Below are 21,949 nucleotides of genomic sequence, written 5' to 3' on the forward strand. Positions count from 1 at the left end.
GCGGCGTGCGCAGGTTGATGCAACGCGCGCCGCCGTGCGCCGCATCAACCTGCCCGCGAATACCCATTGAAGCGATCGGCAATTTAGCCTACCGTGCACCAGACGGGGGCGTCGCGTGGACGACGCTTCGCGCCAGCGAAATCCCGCCGCACTCATTTGAAGCAGCGCATTCGCTTAACCCGCCAAAACAATGAGTAAAAACAAGTATTAAAAAAATGGCACGGCTGTTGCTTTATTGAGGATACTGAAACTACCCAACGCGTCGGACAAGGCGTGGCCGGGCGACGGGCAATTGTGTGTCGCCTTCATCCACCCATAGCGGCATTCGCGCCGCGACCAGAAAAGGACGCACAGATGCAGATCTACGACGAAATGCGTCACGAAGAAACCGTGCGGGCGCACTACGCACGGTTCTCCCGGTGGCTTTCCACGCAAAGCCCTGAAACCATCGCGCGCAAACGTGCGGAAGCCGACCTGCTGTTCCGGCGCGTGGGTATCACGTTCGCCGTGAATGGCGACTTGTCCGGCACCGAGCGCCTGATTCCCTTCGACATGATTCCGCGCATCATCCCCGGCGACGAATGGCGCAAGCTCGAAGCTGGCCTCAGGCAGCGCGTGCGGGCGCTGAACATGTTCATCCGCGATATTTATCACGATCATGACATTGTCCGCGCCGGCAAGATTCCGGCGGAACAGGTGTATACGAACGCGCAGTATCGGCCGGAAATGCAGGGCGTGGACGTGCCGCTGGACGTCTATGCGCACGTGGCCGGCGTCGATGTGGTCCGCGCCGGAAATGCGGGCGAGTTCTACGTGCTGGAAGACAACTTGCGCGTGCCGTCGGGTGTGTCGTACATGCTGGAAAACCGCAAGATGATGATGCGGCTCTTCCCCGAATTGTTCGTGCAGAACCGCATCGCGCCGGTCGCGCATTATCCGGATTTGCTGCTCGAAACGCTGCGCTCGATTGCGCCGGCCGGCGTGGACGACCCCAACGTGGTCGTGCTGACGCCGGGCATGTACAACTCGGCGTACTTCGAGCACTCGTTCCTCGCGCAGCAAATGGGCGTGGAACTGGTCGAGGGCAAGGATCTTTTCGTCGATGAGAACTACGTCTTCATGCGCACCACGCAGGGACCAAAGCGCGTGGATGTGATTTACCGGCGGCTCGATGACGACTTCATGGACCCGCTCGCGTTCCGCACGGATTCGGCGCTCGGCGTGCCGGGCCTCTTGACTTCGTACCGCGCGGGACGTGTGGCGCTGGCGAATGCGATGGGCACCGGCATTGCCGACGATAAATCCATCTATCCGTTCGTGCCGGACATGATCGAGTTCTATCTCGGCGAGACGCCAATCCTGAACAACGTGCCGACCTACCAATGCCGCAGGCCCGAGGACCTCGCGTACACGCTGGCGCATTTGCCGGAACTGGTCGTGAAGGAAGTTCACGGCGCGGGCGGTTACGGCATGCTGGTCGGGCCGGCATCGACAAAAGCCGAGATCGAGGCATTCCGGGAGCGCCTGGTGGCGCGGCCCGATGGGTATATTGCCCAGCCCACGCTCGCGCTGTCCGCGTGCCCGACCTTCGTGGAGTCGGGCATCGCGCCGCGCCATATCGACTTGCGGCCGTTTGTATTGTCCGGCAAGGAAGTGACCATGGCGGCTGGCGGCCTGACACGCGTGGCCTTGAAGGAGGGTTCGCTCGTCGTGAATTCGTCGCAGGGCGGCGGCACGAAAGATACCTGGATGGTGGATTAAGCCGCCACGGCGAAACTACCCGCACGGCTACGGCCTCACGCGTTGCGCTGCTTTTCGGCGCTGCATAACAACGGAACGCCATCATGATGCTAAGCCGTACAGCCGATCACCTTTTCTGGATGGCCCGCTACATGGAGCGGGCTGAAAACACGGCGCGCATGCTCGACATCAACCTGAAGGGCATGCTGCTGCCGCAGACGCCCGAACAGATTGCGCGCGCGCAGCGGTCGGTGCTGCGTATTTCGGAGCTCGAATCATTTTTTGAAGAGCGGTTTCCGGGTTCCGATTCACTTGAAGACATGCTGCACTTCATGGTCGCCGATTCGGGCAATCCGTCGAGCATCATCTCCTGTCTGCACGCAACCCGTGAAAACGCGCGCGCGGTGCGCGGGACGCTGACCACGGAAGCCTGGGAAACCATCAACTTCACGTGGCTTGAGTTTGGCGAAAAGCTCGCGGCCGGCGAACTCGAAAACAGTCCCGATACGCTTTTCGAGTGGGTCAAGTACCGCTCGAACCTGTGCCGTGGCGTGATGGTCGGCACGGCGCTTCACGACGACGCGTTCTGGTTCATCCAGCTTGGCATGTACCTGGAGCGCGCGGATAACACCGCGCGCATTCTGGACGTGCGTTTTGCCGACGCGGAACCCAACTCGCGCGAAGCGGCGCGTCAACTGGAAGACTTCTATTACTGGACATCGATATTGAGTTCGGTGTCGGCGCTGGAGATCTACCGGAAGGTGTATCGCGATGTGGTGACGCCTTCGCGCGTGGTGGAATTGCTGATTCTCAACGCGCAGATGCCGCGTTCGTTGCTGGCGTCACTGGATGGCGTTTGCGAAACGCTCGACAAGCTGCGCACGAACGCGTCGAATGACTGCGAGCGCTTTGCCGGCAAGCTGCGCGCGGACGTGCTGTACACGGATATCCGCCAGATCCTTGAAACGGGTGTGCACGCCTATCTGACGCAATTCCTGAAGCGGGTCGACGAACTGGGCGTACGCGTGATGCGCACGTTCCTCATGTTGCCTCTCGCCTGAACGCATCCGCACTGGAAACACTGGGAAACATCATGCTTCTGACCATTCGGCATCACACGAGCTACCGCTACGCCGTGCCCGTGCAGTATTCCATCCAGCAACTGCGCATGACGCCGGCCAACGGCTCCGCGCAGATGGTGCGCCGCTGGCATATCGATACCGTCGGCAAGCTCGATGTCACGCGCGACGCCTACGCCAACACCTTGCATACGCTCGTGCTGACCAGGCCGCACACGGAGATTCACCTGTCGGTGACGGGCCAGGTCGAAACCACCTTGCTCGATGGCGGCCGGCTCCACGACGGCCCGGGCCGGATTCCGCTGCAGCACTACACCTGTCACACCGCGTTGACCGAGGCCGATGCATCCATCCGGGAACTCGCGCATTCCGTGCCGAAGATCGATTCGCCCGCGGCGCTGATTGCGCTGGCCGAGAAGATAGAGGGGAAGGTGCAGTTCAAGGCGGGCGTGACGGGCGTGACGAGCACCGCCGCCGAAGCGCTGAAACTCGGCAACGGCGTGTGCCAGGACCACGCGCATCTGATGCTGGCGTGCTGCCGCTCGCGAGGCGTGCCGGCACGGTATGTGAGCGGTTATATCGATCCAGGCGATGTCCCGCATGCCGCGAGCCACGCATGGGTGGACGTGTGGCTCGACGATGGTTGGGTATCGGTGGATGTGACGCATGCTGCGTTTGCCAGCGGCCGCTACTGCAGGCTTGCCGTCGCGCGCGACTACGAAGCCGCTGCGCCGGTGCGGGGTTCACGGGTTGGTGGCAAGGAAGAACGCATGAGCGTGGATGTGTCGGTGCAGGCAATGGCCGATCAGTGACGTGCTTCTTTCGGCTCAAGTACGCGCCGCATTTGCCGATATGTTAAAAGTAAATGAACGGTGAGTTTGAGTACATGTTTTTCAGCACCTTTCTGGCCCGGTCCTGCGGGAGCGCGCTTACAATACTGGTTTGCTTCTTTCAGGAATTCGACGCATGACTTATTGCGTGGCAATGCGCGTTGAAGAGGGACTGGTTTTCCTGTCCGATACACGCACGAACGCCGGGGTCGACCACGTGAGCGCGGCCCGCAAGATGGCGGTCTTCGAGCAGCCCGGCGAGCGTGTTCTCGTGCTGCTCGCCGCGGGCAACCTGGCCTTGACGCAGGCCGTCATGCAGTTGCTGTCGGAACCCGCGCCCGAGGACAAACTCACGCTCTACAACGCGCCGTCCATGGCGGACGCGGCCCGGCTGGTGGGCGAAGCGGTGCGCGAAGTGCACCGGCGAGACGCCGCGACGCTGGCGGAATTCAGTGTCGACTTCAATTGCAGTTTCATTCTTGGCGGCCAGATTCGCGGCGCGAACACGCGCTTGTTCATGATCTATTCGGCAGGCAATTTTGTCGAAGCGTCGCTGGTGAGTCCGTATTTCCAGATCGGCGAGTCGAAGTACGGCAAACCAATTATCGATCGCGTGATCACGCCCGCCACGCCGCTTGACGAAGTTGCGAAGTGCGCGCTGGTTTCCATGGATTCCACGCTGCGTTCCAATTTGTCCGTGGGACTGCCGCTCGACCTGCTCGTCTACGAGAAAGACTCGCTGAGGGTTACGCGCTTCTCCACGCTCGATCACGACAACCAGTATTTCCAGATGATCCATCGTACGTGGGGCGAGCGGTTGCGGCAGATCTTCGGCGAGATTCCGAATCCTACGTGGGCCGATCCCGCGAATGTGCCGCTGCGGGCACGTGAAACGATATCGAGCGTGCCGCGCGTGGTGCACGGCGACGCGTTGACGCAGCCGGATGCATCGGCGCCGCCGTTCCAGACGCTGATGCAGCCGGATACGGGGCGATCGCAGCAGTAGGTTTTCCGAGCGAAGCCGAACGAAATCAGCAACGCAAAAGCCCGCTGTCGAAAGACAGCGGGCTTTTTTTGTGTGCGGCCGTCATGGCTGACCGGTCAGCCATAAAAAAACAGCCATCGACGGAATCCGATGGCTGTTTTTGAACCGAAGCCGAAACGAGCGCGCCGGCTTTGTTGAACCCGCGCGCCGGATCTGACTTTAGAACTTGTGACGGATACCGACGATCACGAGTTCCTGGTTGCTCGTACCCGCGAAGCCATACGAACCGATCGAAGCTTGTGCAGCCTGATCGACGCGAACCGTCTGGCCTGCTGCGTTCGTCGTGTACGTAGCTTGCGTGCCGCTTGCGTGCTGATAAGCCGCCACAGCGTACAGGTCCGTACGCTTGGACACCGAGTAGTCCGCGCCAAGCGAAGCCTGGTGGTACTTGGCCGACGTATCGCCGCTTGCCTTCTCGTACGTGTAGCCTGCGCCCAACAGCAGGGCCGGCGTAGCCTGGAAGTTCACGAACGCGTTGCCGATGTTGTACTTCTGCGTTTCCGTGTAAGCCGAGAAACCGTCCGGCTTGTACTGCGCATTGCTGTACGACGCGCCGACCGTTACCGGGCCGATTGCGTACTGTGCAGCAGCGCGAGCGATACCGATCGAGTGAGCCGTGGTGTAGCCGTTGTTGATCGGGCCATCGAACAGCGAATCCGACGACGGGCTGTTCCATGCCGGTCCGCGGCCAGCGCTCGGGTTGCTCGAGTAGAAGTAACCCGCAGCCAAGCCCAACGGGCCGTTGTTATACGCAACGGCGCCCGACCACGTCTGGCCTTGGCCCGTCGTGCCAGCCAGGTTGCTGAAGCCGTACAAACCTTCGACTTGCAGGCCGGCCCAGTTCGGGGACACGTACTTCACAGCGTTCGACGTACGCAGGCTGTTGTCGTAGTTGTCCACGTCGCCCGGGGTTGCGAAAGCCGAACCGAAGTAGTTGTCAGCCGTGATGCCTTGCACCATGTCGACCAGCGGGTCGTATTGACGACCGATCGTGACCGTACCGTACTGGTCAGCGGTCAAACCGACGAACGCCTGACGACCAAATTCGCGGCCGCCTTGGCCCAGACGGCCGGTGCCGATGTCAAAGCCGTTTTCCAACTGGAAAATCGCCTTCAGGCCGCCGCCCAGGTCTTCTTGACCCTTCAAGCCCCAACGATCGCCCGACAGGTTGCCGTTGATCATGCCAACCAGCTTCTCGTTGCCTTGTGCGTTGTGCACGTAGCCGATGCCGGCGTCGATCACGCCATACAGCGTCACGCTATTTTGCGCTTGGGCTGCGCCGGCTGCGCCGAGCAGTGCCAGCGAAAGGGAAGTCAGTGCGATACGTTTCATCGAGTTCTCCACGCGAAGATTTAAATTCGTTGTTGCCGGCGCAGAGAATAACGCAGCGTTACAAAAGTGAAGAACCAGAAAATTAAACATGTCTCGAAAATCAGACACTTTGCGAGCCATGCAGGGGGAAGCCTTGTAGTCAAGCCTGTCAAGGGTTTAGAGCGGTATTCATCTATTGAAATGTGCACGACCGGGTCCGCGAATGAAAGTTCCCATTAATGAACTTTCAGTGGAAGTTGCATCCGAACTTTATTAGTTTTTTACTAATTCGGCGTTATAGCAACGCGTTATGGAGGATTACCAAACCGGGTGTGTTATTGACTGCCCGCGCAATGGGCTTTGCGGGCCAGACGCACTGGCCGAGCACCTGTACGACGCGACCTAATCCATGCGCGGCGGCTGGTCCCGCCCTGATAAAAGCGCGAGTGCAAGACCGGCGCCGCCAGCCAGCAACACGGCACGCCATGGATGGCGCCGCACCAGATCGTTTGCCTGCACAGCCTTTTTCCCGCAACCGAGCATGGCCTGGGCCGTTGCCTTCGTGGCGGTCGTTTCGGCCCGAGCCAGTTTTCGGCTGACCGCGAGCGCCGTACTGATTGCGGAGACTTTTTTCCGCGCCTGTTGAGTCAGCTTTTGTGAGCGCTCGGTGCGTTGTTCTATCGAGGTGCGCGCCGATCCGGGTACGGGCGGGGACACACGGGTTGCAACGGAGATATCGGCGGGGCGCCCGGCAATAGTCGATCCGGCGAGCATTGACCCGATCTTGGCGCGGCTTCCAGGCGGCACGCGCCCGCTTTGTTGGCCCCATGCCCCGCGCGGGTCGTGCAGGCGAGCCCGCGCGGCTGAGAATTCCGCGCCAAGCAGCAACACCGCCGCCGAGAAATACAGCCACATCAGCAGTACCGCGAGAGAGCCCGCGGCGCCGAATGAATTGGCCGTGCCCGCGTGCGTCAGGTAGAACGCAAACAGCTTCTTGCCGACCGAGAACAGGATGGCCGCGACGACGCCGCCCACCAGCGCGTCACGCCATTGCACGCGGGCATCGGGCAGGAATTTCAGCAGTGCGCCAAACGCCAGGGACAGTATGACGAGGCCTACGGCAAGCTGAATCAGGTCGCCGATTATCACGAACGACGAATCGCCCCACAGCCATTTGCCGATAGCCTGGATAGCGGTATCGAGCACGAGCGAGACGATCAGGAGGAAAGCCACGCCCAGCACGAGGCCAAACGAAATCAACCGGACCCGCACCATGGCGAAAACGCTCGATTTTTGCTCGCCGGTAAGCGGCCAGACAAGGTTCAGCGCGGTATTGAGCGATGAAAATGTGGCCGATGCACCCACGGCAAGCAATACGAAGGAAATGATCGCCGCTATTCCCGTACCGCCGCTGCGATGCGCATTTTCGACAATGCTTTGCACGCTCGCCGCCGCCTGATCGCCGAGCATGCCGTTGACCTGGTGGAACAACTGGCCGCGCGCCGCTTCCGCCCCGAACACCCACCCTGCCACCGCGATCACCATGACCAGCGTGGGCGCGAGCGAAAACGCGGAGTAGAACGCGATGCTTGCAGCCATTGCCGCGCATCGGTTCTCGCCAAATTTCTTAAGCGCGCCCATGACCCAGGACGCATCCTTCTTCACTACAGCCTGGATTTTCTCGGTGGACAACGTGCTCATGGCAGCCTCGAATTCATTTGACGATGTGATCTGACGGTTTGTAATGCCTCAGAGCACATTGCGTTCCACCGGTTGATCAGCGGACGTGCGCCGTCGCTGAGGTGGCCTGTGAAGCATCCGTCAGAAGAACACGCGTTGCAATGGGCAAGTGGACGCATCGGCCATTCGGACGAGTCTTTGGCCAGTTTCGACGTGAACGGGAAACGTATGAGCCTGTCGCGCTGGGCCGACCGTCGGTTTGTAGCCGATTCGTTTCGCGTTTCACGCGCGCAGCGTGAAACCGTCGAGATAGGCCGATGGATCCTGTCCGTCCCATTCGCGGCCATCGATCAGACGATCGGCACGGATTTCTTGCGGCACGTGAACGTCCATCAAGGCCGCCGCCTCGCGATACAGCGCCGTCTGGCAGAGCGCGGCGGCGATGGCCGCGTCGTCGTGATCGCCCGCAAGCATGGCCCAGCGGCGAAATTGCGTGAAGAACCAGAGACCATCGGAGGCGCGCGGATAATTCACGGCGCCGTCGTTGAAAAAACTGACGCCTGGAGGCTGCACTGGAAATTGCGCCGGATCGTAGTGGCCGAGCAGCCGCTGCGCGATCAATTCCTGAGGCGCGCCGACCACTTCGGGCGCGGCAAGCCACGCCGATATATCGGTTCGATGCGCGGGGTCGTCGAGCCATCGGCAGGCTTCCAGCATGGTCTGGATCAACGCACGCGATGTATCCGGATAGCGGGCCACAAAGTCGCGGCGGCTCGCGAGCACTTTCTCCGGATGTTCCGGCCAGACCTGGCTCGTGACCGCGACCGTTTTGCCCGCGCCGCGCGCGTCAGCCACCGCGTTCCACGGTTCGCCTACACAGAGGCCGTCGAGTTCGCCTTCTATCAATGCATCGACCATTTGCGGCGGCGGGATCACAACGCTGCGAATATCGCGCAATGGATGCACGTCTTGAGACGCAAGCCAGTAGTACAGCCACATGGCGTGTGTGCCGGTTGGGAAAGTCTGCGCGAACACAGGACGGCGGCCAAGCGTGGCAAGCGCGTCTTTCAGGTTGCCGCGCTGTTCCAATGCTTGAGCGAGCCTGTTCGATAACGTGATCGCCTGGCCGTTGCGGTTGAGCACCATGAGCACGGCCATGTCGCCCTGTGGCCCGCCGATACCCATCTGCACGCCGCACACGAGACCATAGAGCGCGTGAGCGGCGTCTATCTCGCCCGACAGCAGCTTGTCGCGCACCGCCGCCCACGACGGCTGCCTGCACAGTTCGAGCGTCAGCCCGTGACGATGACCGAACTCGAGGACCTTCGCGGCGACGAGCGGCGCGGCGTCGCTCAGCGCTACGAAGCCGAGGCGGATATGGGTCTTCTCGGGCTTGCCAGTGGAAGAAGAGGGCGAGGAAGTGTTCATGTCGTGCGGGCTACCCTAGTAAGTCAGCCATCGATACCAACTGCCGGGCCACTTCAGCAAGCTTCATCCCGTGGTCCATTGCGCGTTTGCGAAGCAGCGCGTATGCGTCCTGCTCGGACATCTTGCGCCGGTCCATCAAGAGGCGCTTGGCCCGGTCGATGTGCTTGCGGTCCGCGAGTTCCGTTTCGGCGTCGGCGAGGCGGCGGCGCAACTGCACTTCGCGCGCGAAGCGCGCAAGCGCCACTTCAAGAATGGGCGCAAGCCGTCCGGCTTCGAGCCCTTCTACAAGGTATGCGCTGACGCCGGCGCCGACTGCGTCGCGGATCAGTTGCTGGTCGGCGTCGTTGCTGAACATGAGGACCGGGCGCGGCGCGGTCTCGTTCATCACGGCGAGCTGTTCGAGCGTGTCGCGCGAAGGCGATTCCGTATCGATGATCACCACATCCGGGCGCTGCTCTTCCACCACTCGCGGCAGCGCAGCCGGCGTCGCGACTTCGGCGAGCATGTCGTAGCCAAGGCGTGCAAGCGCCTGGCGCAGATCGCCGATGGGTTTGTCGGTGTCGGTGACGAGAAGCACGCGAAGCATGGGGCGAGTGCCGGTATTTTTGTTCACGGACAGCGCAGGCACTTCATGGGCGGACCCATCCGGTCAGGCGGCGCGCTGGGCGTCAAAGGGTTCTTGGTTGATCTGGTGAATGGGTGCCGGTTGCGCGACCCATTGCATGGCTTCGCCAATCGCCGGCCCTATGAGGATCACGGCAGGACTGCCGAGGCCGGCATCGGTTGCGTCGATAGCCAGCCGATCAAGCGTTCCGAGCCATCTGCGCTCAGCCTGCGTGCCCGCCCATTGAACGACGGCCGCGGGCGTGCATGCGGGCAATGCGCTCATGAGCGAAGTGCAAAGGCGCTCGATGCGCGTCATGCCCATATAGATGACGAGCGTGGTGCCGGTTGCCGCCAGCGCGGACCAGTCCGGTTCGCCATGATCCTGCTTGTGGGCGGTGATGAAGGTCACGCCCTGGCAATGCTCGCGATGCGTAAGCGACACACCCAGGCTCGCCGCGGCCGCGAAGCCCGACGAGATTCCATTGACGATATCGACAGGAATCCCCGCACGGCGCAACGCAGCGAGTTCTTCTCCTGCGCGGCCGAACAACAGTGCCTCGCCACCTTTCACGCGGACTACGTGCAGGCCCTTGAGCGCATAGCGCTGCATCAGCCGCTCGATAAAAGCCTGGGGCGTCGACTTGCATCCGCCGCGCTTGCCCACGCGAATCACGCGTGCGCGCGGTGCGAGCGACACGATCCCGGGATTCGCAAGATCGTCGAGCAGAACGATGTCGGCGAGCGCGAGCGCTTTCGCTGCCTTGATCGTCAGCAGGTCGAGGTCTCCTGGGCCTGCGCTTAGCAAAGTAATCTTGCCGGTAGTCATGATGGATGATGTCCTTTGGCGGGGTTTCAAAACAAAACGGCATCCGCTCGTGCTCGTGCACGAAGGGACGCCGTTGTCCTGGATCGCCGATGCGCATGTCCGTTCAAAGGACATGCGCAAGAAAGTCAGCGCGCGACGTCGTTGTCAGGCGCTGCTATCCAAATGCAATATCCAGGCCAGAGTTTGGTCGCGAAGCGTTTGTGCCTGCCGCGCGTGCATGCCCGCTTGTACACCTTTCAATGGCCGCACGCGCACAGTGCTGCGGCGCACCGTAGCTGTGCTTTGGTGCATCAAAAGGCGTCGGCGTTAATTGCCAAATTTCCTTCGGAATCCCGGAAAGCCTTGTCATACGGTGCGTTGCTTTGCATGGCATACGCCTTGCATTTGACGTTGCTTGCGGATCAACGGCGATCCGGTCTCCTTGCCTCAAGCACCACCTTATTGCAGCGGCCCTAACGGGCTTCCTGGACAACGGCGTCCCCTGATTCAGTCAAGCGACTGGAATCACGGGACGCCTTTTTGTTTTTGTGGAAACGGCCATGTCAGATAAAGCAACGCGGATCGATCTCTTCAGTTTTCGCACGGCGCCAATGCGCGCATTCCACCTCACGTGGATGGCGTTCTTCGTGTGTTTCTTTGCATGGTTCGCCTGCGCGCCGCTGATGCCGTTGATCCAGCGCCAGTTCGGTCTTTCGATCGACCAGGTCGCGAACATCAACATTGCGGCGGTCGCGGCGACGATCGTGGTGCGGCTGATCATCGGTCCCATGTGCGATCGATACGGCCCGCGCAAGGTCTACACGGCGCTGCTCGTTCTTGGCGCATTTCCCGTGCTCGGCGCGGCGCTCTCGGGCGGCTATACGAGCTTCCTGCTGGCACGCCTCGGCATTGGTGCCGTGGGCGCGAGCTTCGTGATCACGCAGTACCACACGTCGGTCATGTTTGCGCCGAACGTGGTTGGAACCGCCAACGCGACGAGCGCTGGCTGGGGCAACGCGGGTGCAGGCGCAGCGCAGGCGCTCGTGCCGCTGCTGCTGGCGGCAATGCTCGCACTGGGCGCAAGCGATGCATCGGCGTGGCGCTACGCACTCGTGGTGCCGGCTCTCGCCATGCCGCTCATGGCGGTGTTTTATTGGCGCCTGACGCAAGACTGCCCGCAAGGAAACTTCGCGCAATTGCGTGCGCAGGGCATAGCCATCGATGGCGGCAAGAAAGGCGGCTGGGCGAGCTTTCGCGCGGCCTGCGCGAACTATCGCGTATGGATGCTGTTCGTGACTTACGCCGCATGCTTCGGCGTGGAAGTGTTCATTCATAACATCGCCGCGGTCTACTACGTCAATCATTTCCATCTCTCGTTGAAAACCGCGGGTCTCGCAGCAGGCAGCTTCGGCTTGCTGGCGCTGTTCGCGCGCGCGTTGGGAGGCTGGCTGTCAGACAAATTCGCGGCTCGCCGCGGACTCGACGTGCGCTCGACCTTGTTGTTCGCGCTGATCGCGGGCGAAGGTCTTGGCCTGTACTGGTTTTCGCATGAAACCAGCGTCGGCCTGGCCGTGGTCGCCATGCTCTGCTTTGGCCTCTTCACGCATATGGCGTGCGGCGCGACGTATGCGCTGGTGCCGTTCATCGACCGCAAGGCGCTTGGCGGCGTGGCGGGGATTATCGGTGCGGGCGGAAACGTGGGCGCGGTGGCCGCGGGCTTTTTGATGAAAGGCCTGGGCAACGTTCAGCAAACCCTGGCGACGCTTGGCGTGCTGGTCTCGATCTCCGCGTTGTGCGCGCTGGCCGTGCGCTTTAGCACCGAGCACAAGGCACGCGAGGACGAATTACGCGCGCACGCATTGAGCGTCAACAACCGCATTGCAAACTGAGAGCATTCAGATCATGAAAATCGTCGTCATCGGTCATGGAATGGTGGGCCACAAGCTGCTCGAATGCCTCGCTGAAACAGCCGGACATGGGCTCGATATCACCGTGCTGTGCGAGGAGCCGCGGCCCGCATACGACCGGGTGCATCTGTCGGAATTTTTCTCCGGCAAGACGGCGCATGATCTGTCGCTCGTAGAGGCGGGATTCTTCGAGCGCGAGAACGTACGGCTGGAACTCAATGCAAAGGCGGTATCGATAGATCGCGCCGCGCGCACCGTGACGGTATCGAGCGGGGAAGTCCTGAGCTACGACAAGCTCGTGCTCGCGACGGGTTCGTATCCGTTCGTGCCGCCGGTGGCAGGCCGCGATCGTCACGACTGCTTTGTGTACCGGACGATTGAAGATCTGGAGGCGATGAAGGCATGCGGCGCACGCTCGAAGACCGGCACGGTCGTGGGCGGTGGCTTGCTCGGACTCGAATGCGCGAAGGCGCTGCGCGATCTCGGATTGCAGACGCATGTGGTTGAATTTGCGCCGCGCCTGATGGCCGTGCAGGTCGACGACGGCGGCGCGCGCGTGCTGCGCAACAAGATCGAGGCGCTGGGCGTGACGGTCCATACGCACAAGAATACGGTCGCTATCACGGATGGCGAAGCGGGTACGCACCGCATGCAATTCTCCGATGACACGCATCTCGATACCGACATGATCGTGTTCTCGGCGGGCATTCGTCCGCGCGATGAAATCGCTCGCACAAGCGGTCTGGAAGTGGGGGCGCGCGGCGGTATCGTGATTGACGACAACTGCATGACCAGCGACGAAAACATCTACGCCATTGGCGAATGCGCGTTGTGGCAAGGACAGATATTCGGTCTTGTTGCGCCGGGTTACGACATGGCTCGCGTGGTCGCCAGGCAATTGCTCGGCGAACAGCACGCGTTCGCGGGCGCGGACATGAGCACCAAATTGAAGCTGATGGGCGTGGACGTGGCGAGCATTGGCGACGCACATGGCAAGACGCCGGGAAGCCGCGCGTATCAGTTCAGCGACGAACGCAAGCAGGTCTACAAGAAGATCGTGGTGTCCGATTGCGGCAAGTTCCTGCTTGGCGGCGTGATGGTCGGCGACGCGAACGAGTACGGCACGTTGCTGCAGATGATGCTGAACCGCATCGAGTTGCCGGCGTCGCCGGAATTCCTGATTCTTCCTTCGTCCGATGGTCAACAGAAATCCGCGCTCGGTGTCGACGCGCTGCCTGCATCTGCGCAAATCTGCTCGTGCAACGATGTATCGAAGGGACGGATTTGCGAGGCTGTATCTGCGGGCGCAATGAGCATTGGTGCGTTGAAATCGGCGACCAAAGCAGGCACTTCATGCGGCGGATGCGTGTCGCTTGTCACGCAGGTGATGAAGGCGGAGATGAAAAAGCAGGGGCTCGCGGTCAACAATCATGTGTGCGAGCACTTTGCGTTTTCGCGTCAGGAGCTTTATCACATGGTGCGCGTCGAGCGCATCAAAACCTTCGGCGAACTGCTTTCCAGGCATGGTCGCGGACTGGGCTGCGATATCTGCAAGCCGACGGTCAGCAGCATTCTTGCGTCGTGCTGGAACGAGTTCGTGCTGAAGAAGGAGCACGCAAGCCTGCAGGACTCGAACGACTATTACCTTGCGAACATTCAGCGCGATGGCACGTACTCCGTCGTGCCGCGCATGGCCGGCGGCGAGGTGACGCCCGATGGCCTGATCGCAGTCGGACAGGTGGCGAAGAAGTATGGGCTTTACACCAAGGTGACAGGCGGCGCGCGTGTCGATTTGTTCGGCGCGCGTGTCGAGCAATTGCCGTTCATCTGGGAAGAACTGATCGCGGCCGGATTCGAATCGGGTCACGCGTATGGCAAGGCGGTGCGCACGGTCAAGTCGTGCGTCGGCTCCACATGGTGCCGCTTCGGCGTGGGCGATTCAGTCGGCCTCGCGATCGATATCGAAAACCGCTACAAAGGCTTGCGCGCTCCGCACAAGATCAAGTTCGGCGTTTCCGGATGCACGCGCGAATGCGCGGAAGCGCAGGGCAAGGATGTCGGCATCATCGCGACCGAGAAGGGCTGGAATCTTTACGTATGCGGTAACGGCGGCATGAAACCGCGCCACGCTGAATTGCTTGCATCCGATCTGGATGCGGTGACGCTCGTGAAATATATCGACCGCTTCTTGATGTTCTATGTCCGCACGGCTGACCGCTTGCAGCGCACGAGCGTATGGCGCGACAACCTGGAGGGCGGCCTCGACTATCTGATCGATGTTGTCGTGCACGACAAACTGGGTCTCGCCGCCGAGCTCGAAGCCGAGATGCAGCACGTCGCCGACACCTACGAATGCGAGTGGAAGAAAGCCGTCACCGATCCTGAAACCCGCAAGCGTTTCCGTCACTTCGTGAACAGCGACGCGTCGGACAACAACGTGAGTTTTGTCGAGGAACGCGGGCAGATTCGTCCTGCCACGCCCGCCGAGCGCAAATTGATCGGCATTCCTGTGATGGTTGAAACTGTTTGACGGAGCGTCCCATGAACATCGATCGAATCCCGGCTGCATGGGTTCCCGTGTGTGCGCTCAGCGACATCCTGCCGAACACCGGCGTGTGTGCGCTGGTCAACGGCGTGCAGGTCGCGGTCTTCCATCTCGCCGATGACGGCGGCCGCGTCTTTGCCATCGACAACTTTGATCCGGGCTCGCAGGCCTCCGTGCTCTCACGCGGGTTGATCGGCAATCTGGGCGAGCGCATTGTGGTTGCATCGCCCATCTACAAGCATCACTTCGATCTGCGCACAGGCGAATGTCTCGAGATCCCGGAGAACTCGGTCAACGCATTTGCCGCGCGCGTCGAAGACGGACATGTATGGGTCGCCGCTTGAAAACAATCCGGCTTTGACCGACATGAACACCGGCAGCGTCAAGACCGTTTGCCCCTATTGCGGCGTTGGCTGCGGAATGGTCCTGCACGTCGAGGACGGGCAAGTGGTCAAGGTGTCGGGTGACAAGGAACATCCCGCCAACTTCGGTCGGCTCTGCACCAAGGGGCAATCGGCGCATGTCGCGCTACGCCAATCGGGCCGGCTTGAAAGCGCGTTCATTCGCCACGCGCGCGGCCAGGACCCGGCTCCGTTGCCCATGACTCAGGCGCTGACCGATACCGCCCGCCGGCTACGCGCCATACTCGACGAACATGGTCCCGACGCGCTCTCGTTCTACGTGTCCGGCCAGATGTCGATAGAAGCGCAATATCTCGTCAACAAGCTGGCGAAGGGGTTTGTTGGCACGAACAACATCGAGTCGAATTCGCGCCTTTGCATGGCGAGCGCGGGCAGCGGCTACAAGCTCTCGCTGGGCGCGGACGGGCCTCCAGGTTCATATCAGGATATCGACCGGGCCAATCTGTTTTTCGTGATCGGCGCGAACATGGCGGACTGCCATCCCATCTTGTTCCTGCGCATGATGGATCGCGTGAAGGCGGGCGCGAAGCTGATCGTGGTCGATCCGCGCCGCAACGCCACCGCCGACAAAGCCGGCCTTTTCATGCAGATCAAGCCGGGCACGGACCTCGCGCTGCTCAATGGACTGCTGCATCTGCTGCACGAAAACGGGCATACGGATGCGGGTTTTATCCGTGAAGCAACGGAAGGCTGGGACGCGATGCCTGCCTTTCTCGCGGACTATACGCCGGAGAAAGTCGCCGCGATCACTGGTATTGCCGAAGCCGAGATTCGTCTCGCGGCGCAATGGATTGGCGAAGCGCCCGAATGGATGAGCTGCTGGACCATGGGGTTGAACCAGAGCACGCACGGCACGTGGAACACGAACGCGATCTGCAATCTTCATCTGGCGACGGGCAAGATCTGCCGTCCTGGCAGCGGACCGTTTTCGCTTACCGGCCAGCCCAACGCAATGGGCGGACGCGAGATGGGTTACATGGGCCCGGGGTTGCCTGGGCAGCGCTCTGTGCTGGTCGATGAAGACCGGAAGTTCATGGAGGATTTGTGGCGCATTCCCGAAGGCAGGCTCAAGACATCGTTAGGGAAGGGCACCATCGACATGTTCTCGAGTATGGCCGCGGGCGACATCAAGGCGTGCTGGATCATCTGCACCAATCCGGTGGCGAGCGTCGCAAATCGCCAGACTGTGATAGCGGGATTGCAGGCCGCGGAACTCGTCATCACGCAGGACGCCTTCCTCGATACCGAGACCAACCGATACGCCGACGTCCTGCTGCCGGGCGCGCTATGGGCCGAAGCCGAAGGCGTGATGATCAACTCCGAGCGCAACATGACGCTCACGCAAAAGGCCATCGAACCGCCGGGTGCGGCCATGCCCGATTGGCGGATCGTGGCGCAAGTGGCGTGCGAAATGGGTTTCGCCGATGCATTCAGCTATGCGTCGGCGGAAGAGGTTTTTGCGGAGATCGTGCGCACGTCCAATCCAAAAACCGGCTACGACCTTCGCGGCGCGAGCCATGAAAGGCTGCGCGAGACGCCGCTGCAATGGCCCATTGCGCGAGATGGTGCGTCCGACCGCAATCCTCTCCGGTACATCAATGACGGCGTGAATCAAACGCTGAAGGAACAGCCAGACGGCAGGCGTCCACGACTGGTTTTTCCAACCGCCAGCGGCAAGGCCGTGTTTCTTGCCCGTCCGCATGGTCAGCCTGCGGAGATGCCCGACGCGGAGCATCCTATCGTGCTGAACACGGGGCGCTTGCAGCATCAATGGCACACCATGACAAAGACCGGCAAGGTCGCGATGCTCAACAAGCTGAACCCGAACCCCTTCGTTGAGATTCATCCGGAAGACGCGGCGGCGCTTGGCATTGAAACGAAGGATTCCGTCGAGATCAGGTCGCGTCGTGGCCGCGCCGTGTTGCCGGCGGTCGTGACGGACCGGGTGCGCGCCGGCAACTGCTTTGCGCCCATGCATTGGAACGATGTGTATGGCGATGATCTGTGCATCAACGCCGTGACCAACGATGCGGCCGATCCGATTTCGCAGCAGCCCGAATTCAAGTTTTGCGCGGTTACGCTCAGTCGCGTGACGCCCGAACCCGGCACGGCCATATCTGATGATACGCATGATGAATCCGCCGCCGATCACGCGGCCGTCACTCAGGAACTGGACATGTCCCGCATAGATGCGCTCTCCACATTGCTCGGCATTCCAGAGACGCCGCCACCCCAATTAAGCGATGCAGAACGTTTATACGCCGCCGGTTTCATGAGCGGTTTGCATTCGAATGAAGGCCGTGCGGCTCCCGGTGTTCCGGTACTTCCCGCCAGCGCGCCGTTTGCTCCTGCGACCCGTCTATGGTTCGACGGCCTGCTTGCCGGCATGTTCAGCCGCGCCGAAGCGGCCGCTGCGACGTTGACTTCTGTTCAACAAGCGGGGCATGAATCAGGCGTGCGTATTGTCAGGGCGCGGCCGAAGGTCACGTTGCTGTGGGCATCGCAGACAGGAAACATCGAGTCGTTGACCGAGCGCTATGCCACGCAACTGATGGAGTCCGGCTTCGAAATCCGTACTTCGTGCATGGCTGACTACGCGGTATCGGGTCTCGCCAATGCGCAATACGTGTTGCTCATGACGAGCACGTTCGGCGACGGCGATGCGCCGGACAACGGCCAGGCTTTCTGGACCGATCTGCAGGCCGAGCATGCGCCGCGTCTCGACAATCTCCGTTATGCGGTGCTCGCGTTCGGCGATCGCAACTACGATGCATTCTGCGGTCATGGCCGCAAGCTCGATGCGCGCATGCTCGAGCGCGGCGCAAAACGGCTGGCCGATCGCGTGGATTGCGACACCGAATATCAAGCCGCCGCCGACGCATGGATCGAGCGAATCGTCGCGCGTATCAAGGAAGAAGACGAAGCGCTGCATGCCGTTTCCGCCAACGGAATGATTCCCGCGGTGCTGCCTGGAACGGCTGCGTCGAAGACACATCCGGCTGCGTCGCGGCTGGTGAAGAACGTGCGGCTTAACAAGCAGGGCGCGACGAAGGATACGCGCTACTTCTCGCTTGCAAAGGATTCGGGCCTTGAATATGAGGCTGGCGATGCATTGGGCGTCTGGCCGAGCAACTGTCCTGAACTGGTCGATGAACTCATTGGCCTGAGCCATCTTTCGGCGGACGCGCCGGTCACGGTAGCGGGCGCTGGCGAGATGCGTCTTGCCGATGCGCTCGGCAAGCATTACGAAATTGCCCGTCCGAGCGCTGACGCATTGGCGTTTATCGCGGCGCGCGCGGAGAACGGCGCGCTAAGGGAGATGCTCGGAGAGGATCGCAAGGCGGATCTCAAGAAGTGGCTCTGGGGCCAGCAGTTGGCGGACGTCTTGCATGAGTTTCCGGTCAGGCTTTCCGCGAGCGAATTGACCGGGATATTGAAGCGCATGCAGCCGCGTTTGTATTCGATTGCATCGAGTCCCAAGGCGCATGCAAACGAAATTCACCTGACCGTTTCGGCGGTTCGGTACAACAATGGGCGGCGGCATCGCAAGGGTGTGTCGTCGACATTCCTCGCCGATCGAGCGGCCGACGCCAATGTTCCTGTGTTCGTGCAGAAGTCGGCGCATTTCCGGCTTCCACGCAACGGCGATGCACCCATGATCATGGTCGGCCCCGGCACGGGCGTGGCGCCATTTCGTGGTTTCCTGCATGAGCGCGAAGCGCGCGGCGATACGGGCCGCAACTGGCTGTTCTTTGGCGAGCAGCATGCGGCCACGGATTATTACTACGGCGATGAACTCGACGAGATGCGCCGCAAGGGACTGCTGAACCGTCTTGACCTTGCGTTTTCACGCGATCAGGCCAACAAGATTTATGTGCAGGACCGCATGCGCGAGCATGGTGCGCAGTTGTGGGCGTGGCTTGAATCTGGCGCGTATTTCTATGTTTGCGGCGACGCGAGCCGCATGGCGAAGGATGTCGACGCCGCGTTGAAATCCATTGTTGCTCAGGCGGGCGGAATGAGCGAGGACAAGGCGCACGAGTACGTAAGCCGCATGGTCAAGGAAAAGCGCTACGTGCGCGATGTTTATTGAGCGGGCATGGCTTGCGACCAACACCGCGCACTAAAACCACTTCAAGCCTTGGCCAGTGCTTCGCGATGCGCCTGCGCTAGCTCCGCCATGCTTTTGAACTTGAAATCGACTTGAGGCTGTTCGCCCGGATTCATCGTTGCCCCAAAGCCCTGCTGCGCATGCCGCCGGTAAATCCAGCACGACGCCAGTCCAAACGTATTCGCTGGCTTGTGGTCATGAAACAGGCTTTCCGCAGTGTGAAGAATGGCATTCTTTTGAATTCCCATCCCGCTGAGCTTGTCCAGCATGTACTCGAAATTGAGTGGCGACGGCTTGTACGAACCCACGTCCTCGGCGGTAATCACGGCGTCGAACGTGACATCGAGCTTTGCATTGCTATGGGCAAAGCTTTCGTTGTCGACGTTGGACAGAATCACCAGCTTGAAATGCTGCTGCAGGTATTGCAGCGATTGTGCCGAGTCTTCGAACGCGGGCCAGTGTTGAACAGACTGCCCGTAAGTGACGCACTCTTCGCGCGTCACGGGGACATTCCATTCCTCGGCGATCCGCTTGTACACAATGGGAAGCAGGTCGCGATACCGCATTGCGGGCGTATAAAGCTGTTGCGACGATTCGTGGCGCGCGTGCGCTTCGAGTGCGGCATCGCGGGTAAGCGGGTGGCTCGCGCGCTCGATCAGCGGCTGCAAGCCCTTCATGATTCCGCTTTCCCAGTCGATGAGCGTGCCGTAGCAGTCGAACGTGAGCGCCTTGTAGTCGGTGAGTTTCACAATGATCCTTGCCGGTTGGGAACTCCGGGTATTTTATCGCGTGCGCAAACCGGCGCTCATGCCGAACGCATCAGTCCAGTCCGCCCTGGCAAACGTACTTGATCGAGAGGTAGTCATCGAGGCCGTACTTCGAGCCTTCGCGGCCATATCCCGATTCCTTGACGCCGCCAAACGGCGCGGCTTCGCTCGCAAGGGCGCCTTCGTTGACGCCGACAATACCCGCTTCCAATGCACGCGACACGCGGTCGATCCGCTTTACGTCCTGGCTATAAAAATACGATGCGAGCCCGAACGGTGTGTCGTTAGCGGCCTTGACTGCTTCGGCTTCGTCCTCAAAACGAAAGAGCGGGACGACGGGACCAAAGGTCTCTTCTGAACACAGCAGCATGTCCGCTGTCGCATCCGAAATAACGGTCGGCGCGAAATAATTGGGCCCGAGTTCAGGCAGGCGCTTGCCGCCGGCGAGAATGCGCGCGCCGTGTGACGTTGCATCGTCAACGTGACGTGCGATCTTGTCGAGTGCGCGGGAATTGATCATCGGGCCGATCTGCGCGGACGGATCAGAAGCCGGCGCGACCTTGAGTTGTCCGACGCGTTGACTCAGCAGTTCAGCAAACTTTGCATAGACGCCCGACTGCACATAGACACGATTCGGACATACGCACGTTTGTCCGCCATTGCGGAACTTCGCCGCGAGCAGGCCGGCGACGGCGGCGTCGAGATCGGCGTCGTCGAAGACAATAAACGGCGCATTGCCGCCGAGTTCAAGCGACAGCTTCTTGAGCGTATTCGCGGATTCTCGCGCGAGGTATTTTCCAACGGGCGTCGAGCCCGTGAACGTGATCTTGCGCACGCGGGCATCTTCGAGCCAGTTGCCGACCGCGGGCACGGCTTTTTCTCGCGATGCCGTGATCACGTTCAACACGCCCGCCGGCACGCCTGCCTCGTGCGCCAGCAGCGCGAGCGCCAGCGCTGTCAGCGGCGTATCTTCAGCGGGCTTGGCCACGACCGTGCATCCGGCGGCCAGCGCCGGCGCAATCTTGCGCGCGATCATGGCAAGCGGGAAGTTCCATGGCGTGATCGCGGCGACAATGCCAATAGGTTCCTTCACGGCCGTCATGCGCTTGCCACGTTGCTGCTGCGGAATGATGTCGCCATAGATGCGCGTGGCTTCGTCGGCGAACCATGCGACATAGGACGCGCCATACGCGACTTCGCCCCGGCCTTCGGCCAACGGCTTGCCTTGTTCGAGAGAGATGAGCGCGCCCAGGTCGTCCTGATGCGCGAGCATCAGCGCGTTCCACCTGTGGAGAATGGCGGCGCGTTCCTTGGGCAGCAAGTCGCGCCACGCGGGCAGCGCGCGCGCCGCGGCGTCCGTGGCCGCGCGCGCATCGTCGGGACCGCTGTCCGCGACTTCGGTAATGCGTTCGCCGGTTGCCGGATCGGTGACGGCGAATCGCTCACCGCTTGAAGCGGCAAGCCATTGCCCATCGATGAAATTTTTGGAACAGATCAGTTCCTTCCGTTCGAGAACGAGCGCCATGAGAAAGTCCTTTGATTGTGCGGCCCGGCGTGCGCAATGAGCTTGGGATCAGTGGAAGACGCCGGGAGAGGGTTTGTATAAACGCCAATGCTAAGTCCAATCGCGCTCAAGGCCATCCTATGAGTCGCAGTATTAAAGCGGGGATTCA

The 21,949-nt window shown here is 61.1% G+C and carries 15 protein-coding genes; 8 read left to right on the top strand and 7 right to left on the bottom strand.

Annotated elements, in window-relative coordinates:
- Positions 1 to 354: 354 nt before the first annotated feature.
- The 4 genes from AWB64_RS10025 (at position 355) to AWB64_RS10040 (ending at position 4,655) form a co-directional block, all read left to right on the top strand.
- On the top strand, positions 355 to 1,761 hold the full coding sequence (locus AWB64_RS10025) for a circularly permuted type 2 ATP-grasp protein (RefSeq protein WP_060818555.1): 1,407 nt from the start codon (positions 355 to 357) through the stop codon (positions 1,759 to 1,761).
- A gap of 86 nt (positions 1,762 to 1,847) precedes the next feature.
- The gene (locus AWB64_RS10030) at positions 1,848 to 2,801 is read left to right on the top strand and encodes an alpha-E domain-containing protein (protein ID WP_060818760.1); all 954 of its coding nucleotides are present in this window, start codon (positions 1,848 to 1,850) and stop codon (positions 2,799 to 2,801) included.
- A gap of 32 nt (positions 2,802 to 2,833) precedes the next feature.
- Positions 2,834 to 3,631: a transglutaminase family protein gene (locus AWB64_RS10035; RefSeq protein WP_060818556.1), complete on the top strand. Its 798-nt coding sequence runs from the start codon at positions 2,834 to 2,836 to the stop codon at positions 3,629 to 3,631.
- Positions 3,632 to 3,785: 154 nt separating this feature from the next.
- The gene (locus AWB64_RS10040) at positions 3,786 to 4,655 is read left to right on the top strand and encodes a proteasome-type protease (RefSeq protein ID WP_060818557.1); all 870 of its coding nucleotides are present in this window, start codon (positions 3,786 to 3,788) and stop codon (positions 4,653 to 4,655) included.
- Positions 4,656 to 4,853: 198 nt separating this feature from the next.
- Here the strand turns inward: AWB64_RS10040 and AWB64_RS10045 are convergent, their stop codons facing one another.
- From AWB64_RS10045 to cobA, 5 genes are all read right to left on the bottom strand, one after another.
- On the bottom strand, positions 4,854 to 6,026 hold the full coding sequence (locus AWB64_RS10045; protein WP_060818558.1) for a porin: 1,173 nt from the start codon (positions 6,024 to 6,026) through the stop codon (positions 4,854 to 4,856).
- Between the two features lie 381 nt (positions 6,027 to 6,407).
- On the bottom strand, positions 6,408 to 7,706 hold the full coding sequence (locus AWB64_RS10050; protein WP_060818559.1) for a YihY/virulence factor BrkB family protein: 1,299 nt from the start codon (positions 7,704 to 7,706) through the stop codon (positions 6,408 to 6,410).
- A gap of 261 nt (positions 7,707 to 7,967) precedes the next feature.
- Positions 7,968 to 9,113 carry a CmpA/NrtA family ABC transporter substrate-binding protein gene (locus AWB64_RS10055; RefSeq protein ID WP_060818560.1) on the bottom strand — a complete coding sequence of 382 codons (1,146 nt, stop codon included), beginning with the start codon at positions 9,111 to 9,113 and terminating at the stop codon, positions 7,968 to 7,970.
- Positions 9,114 to 9,123: 10 nt separating this feature from the next.
- Positions 9,124 to 9,699: an ANTAR domain-containing response regulator gene (locus AWB64_RS10060; protein WP_060818561.1), complete on the bottom strand. Its 576-nt coding sequence runs from the start codon at positions 9,697 to 9,699 to the stop codon at positions 9,124 to 9,126.
- Between the two features lie 63 nt (positions 9,700 to 9,762).
- Complete coding sequence (cobA, locus tag AWB64_RS10065; protein WP_082850424.1) at positions 9,763 to 10,545, bottom strand: uroporphyrinogen-III C-methyltransferase; 783 nt, start codon at positions 10,543 to 10,545, stop codon at positions 9,763 to 9,765.
- 539 nt (positions 10,546 to 11,084) lie between these two features.
- On the opposite strand from cobA, the gene AWB64_RS10075 reads away from it, so the two are divergent.
- The 4 genes from AWB64_RS10075 to AWB64_RS10090 are packed head-to-tail and all read left to right on the top strand — an operon-like array spanning position 11,085 to position 19,491.
- Entirely contained in the window at positions 11,085 to 12,413 is a 1,329-nt protein-coding gene (locus tag AWB64_RS10075; RefSeq protein ID WP_060818563.1) for an MFS transporter, read from the top strand.
- 13 nt (positions 12,414 to 12,426) lie between these two features.
- On the top strand, positions 12,427 to 14,961 hold the full coding sequence (gene nirB / locus AWB64_RS10080; protein WP_060818564.1) for a nitrite reductase large subunit NirB: 2,535 nt from the start codon (positions 12,427 to 12,429) through the stop codon (positions 14,959 to 14,961).
- 11 nt (positions 14,962 to 14,972) lie between these two features.
- Positions 14,973 to 15,320: a nitrite reductase small subunit NirD gene (gene nirD, locus AWB64_RS10085; protein ID WP_060818565.1), complete on the top strand. Its 348-nt coding sequence runs from the start codon at positions 14,973 to 14,975 to the stop codon at positions 15,318 to 15,320.
- A 22-nt stretch (positions 15,321 to 15,342) separates the two neighbouring features.
- The gene (locus tag AWB64_RS10090) at positions 15,343 to 19,491 is read left to right on the top strand and encodes a bifunctional nitrate reductase/sulfite reductase flavoprotein subunit alpha (protein ID WP_060818762.1); all 4,149 of its coding nucleotides are present in this window, start codon (positions 15,343 to 15,345) and stop codon (positions 19,489 to 19,491) included.
- 41 nt (positions 19,492 to 19,532) lie between these two features.
- Here the strand turns inward: AWB64_RS10090 and AWB64_RS10095 are convergent, their stop codons facing one another.
- Positions 19,533 to 20,258, bottom strand: coding sequence for a haloacid dehalogenase type II (locus AWB64_RS10095; RefSeq protein WP_060818566.1), 726 nt, complete (start codon positions 20,256 to 20,258; stop codon positions 19,533 to 19,535).
- A gap of 70 nt (positions 20,259 to 20,328) precedes the next feature.
- The gene (locus AWB64_RS10100) at positions 20,329 to 21,801 is read right to left on the bottom strand and encodes an NAD-dependent succinate-semialdehyde dehydrogenase (RefSeq protein ID WP_060818567.1); all 1,473 of its coding nucleotides are present in this window, start codon (positions 21,799 to 21,801) and stop codon (positions 20,329 to 20,331) included.
- Positions 21,802 to 21,949 lie beyond the last annotated feature (148 nt).

Origin of the sequence: Caballeronia sordidicola (genome assembly GCF_001544455.2) — a bacterium.
Lineage (GTDB): Bacteria > Pseudomonadota > Gammaproteobacteria > Burkholderiales > Burkholderiaceae > Caballeronia > Caballeronia sordidicola.